Origin of the sequence: Acidiphilium sp. (assembly GCF_049977125.1) — a bacterium.
Lineage (GTDB): Bacteria > Pseudomonadota > Alphaproteobacteria > Acetobacterales > Acetobacteraceae > Acidiphilium.
Genome location: NZ_JBMFGY010000018.1, coordinates 21,876 through 28,449, shown reverse-complemented (window position 1 = coordinate 28,449; position 6,574 = coordinate 21,876). Strand labels below are relative to the sequence as shown.

The following is a 6,574-nucleotide window of genomic DNA, read 5'->3' as shown; positions in this document are numbered from 1 at the left end:
TCATCAAATGGGTCATCGCGGTGAGACACCTCATCGAAAGGTCAAATGTATCAAAAATAACACTACAGCCGGCTACCATTGAACTTGTAACGAATTGTCTTAAAAATTAGTCGTGCAAAATCAATCTTTAAGCGTTATACCGAAGCGATTACCGAATTGCATCATAAATAAACAGTATTTGAGCGTTTTTTTTGAGACTTTGCATACATAGGGAGGCAAATTGTGCAACCAGCAGGCTCATACCGCGCGATGATGATCGCGGCACCGCCGACCGGCATTGGACCTCGTCATGCCGGGAATTGATCTGGGCACCAGGCCGCGCACCTCGACCGACGCGGCGATGCAGGTCACGCCGTGGCTGATCGGACAGGTCGAATCGCTGCTGCGCTGCGGCCCGTTGACCCCGGCGGATGATTTCTTCGATCAGGGCGGCGATTCAATGAGCGCGCTGGCGATATTCGCCGCGATCGAGGAACGGTTCGGCTGTTCCCTGCCGCTGACCACCATCTATGATGCGCCGACCATCGCCGCACTCGTCACGCGGATCATCGAGGCCGGATCGGCAACCTCCTCCTGCCTGATCCCGATCAAGCAAGGCGATGCGACCGATCAGCCGCCAGCCGTCGTGATCCTGATCCATGGCATCGGCGGTCACGTGTTCGATCTGCTGCGATTAGGCGGAATGATCGAGACGGCGCATCCCGTCGCCGCGCTGCGCGCTCACGGCCTCGAACCGGGGGAAACCCCGCACGACCGGGTCGAGACAATGGCCGAGGCTCAGGAAACGCTGATCCGGAGCCGGTTTGGCGGGCGGCGGGTCCATCTGATCGGCTACTCGTTCGGCGGATTGATCGCGATCGAACTCGCCCGTCGCCTGAGTGCGGCGCAAACGGAGGTCGGCGCCGTGGTACTGCTCGATTCCTATCCCCATCCGCAGTGCTGGCCGCGCGCCCAGGCGCTCGATGTCCGGTGGCGGCGGGTCCGCCATCAGATCGGCGCGCTCCGGCGGGACGACTGGCCGGCCCGGATCGATTATCTGCGCCGCCGCCTCGGCTGGGCCGGGACGGGCCGTTCCGCGCGGGCGCAATGGCTGGCCGCACCGGAGAGCGCAACCGCCGAGATCCGCGCCGTGTTCGAGGCCGCCTCGACCGCGATCGATCATTACAATCCGACATCGTTCGATCGTCCGGTGACGTTCATCAGACCACGATGCCCATCGGTGTTTCTGCCAACCAACCCACGCGCGGTCTGGCGCGACACGATTGCACGGCTGGATATCAGTGACGTACCGGGCGATCACGTCACCATGCTCGATGCGCATGTCGACACTCTGGCCCGCACGATCTCGGCAGTGATCACGGCGGGTGATCGCGGATGACCGCTCCGGTGCCGCCGGATTTCCAGAGGATCGCCGAACCCCTCGCCTGGTGGGCGGCGCATCACCCCAACCACACCGCCTTGATCGAAGCCGGGGTGGTCTGGACCTATGGGCAGCTCGATCAGGCCGTGACGGCGGCGCAAGGTTCACTTGCGGACCATGGCGTCCGACCCGGCGATCGGGTTGCGATCATTGGCGAGAATTCGATCGCGCTGGTCGCGCTCATTCTGGCCGCGAGCCGCGCCGGCGCCTGGGTCGTGCCGCTCAATCCGCGCCTGTCGGATCGCGAAGTCGACGAGATCACCGAACATGCGACGCCACGCCGCACCCTGTTCATCACGCAGGGATCGGCAAAGACGCGGCAACAGGCGCGGCGCCACGCAACGGAACCGTTCGCGCTGGCGGAACTCGCCGGGATCGAGATCGGGGCGAGTAATCCGAGAGCCAATGCCGCGACGGATGCGGATGTCGCGGCATTGATCTACACATCCGGCACGACCGGCCAGCCCAAAGGGGTCATGCTCACCCACCGCAACCTGCTGTTTTCCGCGCGCACGTCCGGCCAGATCCGCGCGCTCACGCCGCATGATCTCATCGCCTCGGTGCTGCCGATCAGTCACATCCTGGGCTTCACCGGGGTGATGCTGGCGAGCCTGACCTGGGGCGCGACCCTCACCCTGATGGCACGGTTCGATCCCCCGCGATTGCTGCGGCTCGTTCTGGGCGAGCCGGTCACCGTCATGCTTGGCGCCCCGTCGATGTTTGCACTTCTGGCCGAATACGCAACGCAGCAGGGCATGAGCGTGCTGCCGGCGCATCGGTTGCGTCTGATCAGCTCGGCGGGCGCGCCGCTCGATGACGGGGTGAAGGCGGCGGTCGAGGCGTGTTTCGGCATCGTGCTGAACAACGGCTACGGCATCACCGAATGTGCGCCAACGATTGCGCTGACCCGGCTCGAGCGTCCCCGCCGGGACTGCTCAGTCGGCGTGCTGCTGCCCGGCGTCGAGGCCAGGCTCGATGGCGATGGCGCGCTGCATATTCGTGGCCCCAATGTGATGGCGGGGTATTATCGCGACGAGGCCGCCACGGCACGCGTGCTGGACGCGGACGGGTGGTTCAATACTGGCGACCTCGCAAGGGTCGAGGATGATCATTGGTACATCGTCGGGCGCACCAAGGAGCAGATCAGCCGGTTCGGCTTCAAAATCTATCCGGCGGAGGTCGAGGCGGTCTTGAACGCCTATCCCGGCGTGCGGCAATCGGCGGTGATCGGCCGCGGCGACGGCGCCCATCAGGATGTGATCGCCTTCGTCGAGGCGGCGGCAGACGCGCTATCCGTTGCCGATCTCGCCGATTATGCCGCCGCCCGACTCGCCGATTACAAACGCCCGGCCGAAATTCGCGTGATGGCGGCATTGCCGATGGGGGCGACCGGAAAAGTGCTGAAATCGGCCCTGATGGCGTGAGGCGTCAGTAGGAGCGATCCTCCCAGTCGATCCGGAGGTTTTCCCTTATGTAGGGTACCGGGTCGGACGCGATATAACCCAGCATGGCGAAATCCCGCCGCGTCAGCCGCCATGGCGTCGGCAGGGATGCCAGGATCGCCTTCATCGATCGTACGGCGAGGCCGGGCGGTGGCCTGACCACCGGCGCGGTCAGGCCCGCACCGGTCAGGCCCGCACCGGCCAGGCCATCAAGGCCGAAACCAATGAAATTCACCCCCAGCAGCATCGACAGCGGCATTTTATAGAACACGCGCGGATTGCATTCGAGACAATACACCTCGCCATCCGGGGCAAGACGCAGATCGAAATTGAGGATGCCGGAAACGCCGGTTGCCGCGACCAGACGGGTCAGCCATTCCAGCACCACCGGCACATCGAGTGCGACGTAGGTCGCGCGGCGCAGGCGATGGCAGATATACGCAGCGATGCGTCCGCGATCGGCATAAACCGAGGCGCCGATGTCAGCGCCGCCGATGTAGCGTTGAACCAGAACCGGACGGTAATCGATCACGGCGGCCATCACCTCCGCCTCGCTGGTGACTTCGATGACGCCGCGGTTGCCATCGAGGGCAAGCGGTTTGATCACCGCGGGCAGCGGCGTGGCACCGGTCGCGATACTCGCCACCAGTTCGGCACGATCGTCGAACAGGCTTGTCGGCGGGCATTGGATGCCAAGCTCGCCGCAAAGTTGCGTAAATCGCCATTTATTGTTCAACAGATCGAAGCTGGCGAGATCGGGCATCGGGAAACAAGGCGCGGCCAGACGAGGCGCCATCGCGATCAGCGAGCGCGTACTCGTCTGATCGCCCGCAAAGACGAAATCGATGCCGTGATGCATGATGACATTGTTGACCGCCTCGATCATCGCCTCATCGCAGGTGCCATCGAAGCTCCGCCCGGTTTCCGTATAGCCGGCACACAGGCGCGAGCGGGCCATGCCGCGCGATGACTGGTTACCCAGCACGAAAACAGTAACACCGGCATCGGCGGCGCAGCGCAGCGCGCGATAGGCCAGGGTGAACAGGGCGCACACCATCAGGCCACGCAGCGATCGTCCGGCTGCCGCCGCGCGCCTCGGCAAGCCTGACCGCGACGCTCCGGGGGCGATCGGCGGCGGCACCTCGCCGGAATCAGGATCGCACCGCGGGTGACGCGCCTCGGCGTCGCTCACCGGATCGTCAAGTCTTGCTTCGCTCATTCGCCCGGCTGCGGGTAGGCCACCACACTTCCGGGGCTTTTTGACGTAGCGACTTTCGCCGCCCGCGGATGCCGCGACGCCAGATACCTGGCCAGCACCGGCGCGGTCGAGCGGGCGCCGTACACGAACCGCATGACCGGACCGAAACTCGGCGCGGCGGCGGGGCCGATCATGTAAAGCCCCGGCACCGACGTTTCGAACCGGCGCGACAAAACAGGCGCCGCATCGGCGGTGCGTATCGTCGCGATCAGGCCAGGATCAAGAATGTCGAGCCGCCGGACATCCGGCCAGAATCCGGTTGCGGCGACGATATGATCGACCTCGACCTTCCGGTCCGCGCCATCAGCGCCGGTCATCTCAAGGGTTATCACCCCGGCATCGGTGGTTATGGCATTGGTGGTCATGCCGGCCAGGATCGGCACTTGGCCCTCGATCCGTTCACGCATGAACCATCCGGGCGCCGCGCCGAGCGTTTGTTGCACGAGCCGCAGCCGGGTCGCTTCGGGCAGCATGTGAAACATTCCGGGGTAATTGGCATAGATCCATAAATCCCACCCGCCGCCGATACCACTGTCCGGCCGGCGGACCCGATGCCGCAGCTTGCGCCGGCCCGGCGGATGGTGGAACGCGATGCCGGCGCGCCGGGTAACGATCCGCGTATCGATGCCCGCCTCATGCAACGACGCCGCCACGTCGATCGCGGAAGCGCCGGCCCCGATCACCGCAACCCGCTTGCCGCGCAGGGTATCGACCGGTCCATAAACGACACTATGCGACACCAGATCGGGCGATAACGCCGCCAGCGCCGGCGGCAGATTGGCGAAGGATTTGACCCCGACGGCGATGACCACCGCTTTCGCGCCGATCATCTCGCCATCGGCCAGAGTCAGAATAAACCCCGCGCCATCGCGGCGAATATCAGCGACCATGCGCTGATCGGCGGATGACACCAACCGCTTGCGGAACGCCATTCCATAGGCATGAAACTCACCGACCGTGATCGGTTGCGTCACATTGAACTGACCCGTGGTCTCGGTCTGATAGCGGCCGAACGAGAACCCGGTATCCGGCGCCGAGAGGTCGGAGGATTGTCCATCCGATTTGAGCTTGGTCCCCGGCGGCATGTTTTCCGCCCAGAACGTCATCGGGGGGCCGAAGACGCAATGGTCGATCCCCAAGGCGTTGAGATGTGCCGCCAATGACAATCCATAAGGCCCTGCACCGACGATCGCGACCGTAAAATTCATGAAATGCCACCACTAAGGGTTGTATTAATAAGTTTTTACTCAATCTGAAGATGTAATCTAGAAAGTTATCTTCCCCTGTTGCTTTGATTTCGCGCGAGCAGGTTGCAGGGGATTAAATATAACTAATTTTTCATTACCAAAGCCGTCATAGATTCGCAAACTAAAAATAGATAAAATCTGTCTATAATTAATTTATTTTTATCTAAATTAATACGCACCAGTCTCACTCCGCGACCGCGATCTGCCGATAGAGCGACGCGATGCGCCCGACGAACACGTCCATGGTGAATTCGCGGTCGTACAGGGCCCGCCCGGCGGTCGCGAGGCTGACCCTGAGGGCGGCATCATCGATCAACCGGCGCAGGGCGCACGCAATCTCGTGGCTGGCGCCGGGGGGAACGAATAGCGCCGTGGTCTCATCCCGCAGCACTTCGGGAATACTCCCCACCGGCGTGCAGATCACCGGCGTGCCGGCGCCGAGCGCCTCCAGAATCACCAGCGGCAATCCTTCGTTATAGGAGGGAAGCACCAGAACATGAGCCGCCGCGGTGAGGTCGGCGGCCTGAACCCGATCGACCCATCCGGTGAACCGGATCTTTGCGCCCAATCCCAGATCCTCGGCCTGCTGACGATAGGCTTCCACCGCGCCACCACCGGCGAACACGGCTTCGAAAGCGCAATCGGCCAGCAGCGGATCAGCCAACGCGGCCAGCAGGTCGCCAACGCCTTTACGCGGTGTCAGATTGCCCAGGAACAGAATGCGAAACCGACTGGATCGGCCGATCGCCGCCGCCGATGCAACGCGCGGCACGCCGTTGCGCACAATCTCGACCCGCGCGGGATCGACCCCGACCGTCTCGATCAACCAGTCACGCCAGCCCGTGCCAAGCACGATGCATCGATCCGCGCGTTGAAACACGCCGCGCGCCAGCGCTTGGCACCACCGCGGTAGTTGGTTGTAGAACGGCTTGATCTCGGCCGCATGCAGATGCAGCAACACCGGCACGCCCAGCGCACGCGCCACATGGATCACGATTCCTTTGCGAACCAGGCTGCCCCGCTCGGCGACATGCACATGCATCAACGCCAGACGGCCCCGCGCCGCGGCGATCATGATCCGCGCGAGCGCGATCCCAAGGTAATAAGGTGACCACAACACCGACCCCGGCCCGCGCGCATCGACCGCAACCAATCGCAAGGGCATCTGCGCCTCCGACGCACTTCGCATCTGCGCCTCCGACGCACT

Annotated in this window: 5 protein-coding genes; 2 read left to right on the top strand and 3 right to left on the bottom strand. The window is 63.4% G+C overall.

The genetic code is table 11. The annotated features are described in order from the left end of the window. Positions 1-289 precede the first annotated feature (289 nt). Both ACP5E6_RS05040 and ACP5E6_RS05035 read left to right on the top strand, forming a co-directional pair. Positions 290-1,378 carry an alpha/beta fold hydrolase gene (locus ACP5E6_RS05040; protein WP_427952447.1) on the top strand — a complete coding sequence of 363 codons (1,089 nt, stop codon included), beginning with the start codon at positions 290-292 and terminating at the stop codon, positions 1,376-1,378. After that, positions 1,375-2,844: a class I adenylate-forming enzyme family protein gene (locus ACP5E6_RS05035; protein WP_427952445.1), complete on the top strand. Its 1,470-nt coding sequence runs from the start codon at positions 1,375-1,377 to the stop codon at positions 2,842-2,844. The genes ACP5E6_RS05040 and ACP5E6_RS05035 overlap by 4 nt, the downstream gene beginning before the upstream one ends. A gap of 4 nt (positions 2,845-2,848) precedes the next feature. Here ACP5E6_RS05035 and ACP5E6_RS05030 read toward each other — a convergent pair whose 3' ends face one another. The 3 genes from ACP5E6_RS05030 to ACP5E6_RS05020 form a co-directional block, all read right to left on the bottom strand. Next, positions 2,849-4,081, bottom strand: coding sequence for an ATP-grasp domain-containing protein (locus tag ACP5E6_RS05030; RefSeq protein WP_427952443.1), 1,233 nt, complete (start codon positions 4,079-4,081; stop codon positions 2,849-2,851). Continuing rightward, positions 4,078-5,328: an NAD(P)-binding domain-containing protein gene (locus tag ACP5E6_RS05025; protein WP_427952441.1), complete on the bottom strand. Its 1,251-nt coding sequence runs from the start codon at positions 5,326-5,328 to the stop codon at positions 4,078-4,080. The genes ACP5E6_RS05030 and ACP5E6_RS05025 overlap by 4 nt, the downstream gene beginning before the upstream one ends. 223 nt (positions 5,329-5,551) lie before the next feature. After that, positions 5,552-6,574 (bottom strand): glycosyltransferase family 4 protein (locus tag ACP5E6_RS05020; protein ID WP_427952439.1); only part of this gene is annotated, 1,023 nt, incomplete at its 5' end.

Excerpts from the sequence above, each read along its gene's own strand:
- ACP5E6_RS05040 (WP_427952447.1), top strand. The coding sequence starts at position 290 with ATGCCGGGAATTGATCTGGGCACCAGGCCGCGCACCTCGACCGACGCG.
- ACP5E6_RS05035 (WP_427952445.1), top strand. The coding sequence starts at position 1,375 with ATGACCGCTCCGGTGCCGCCGGATTTCCAGAGGATCGCCGAACCCCTC.
- ACP5E6_RS05030 (WP_427952443.1), bottom strand. The coding sequence starts at position 4,081 with ATGAGCGAAGCAAGACTTGACGATCCGGTGAGCGACGCCGAGGCGCGT.
- ACP5E6_RS05025 (WP_427952441.1), bottom strand. The coding sequence starts at position 5,328 with ATGAATTTTACGGTCGCGATCGTCGGTGCAGGGCCTTATGGATTGTCA.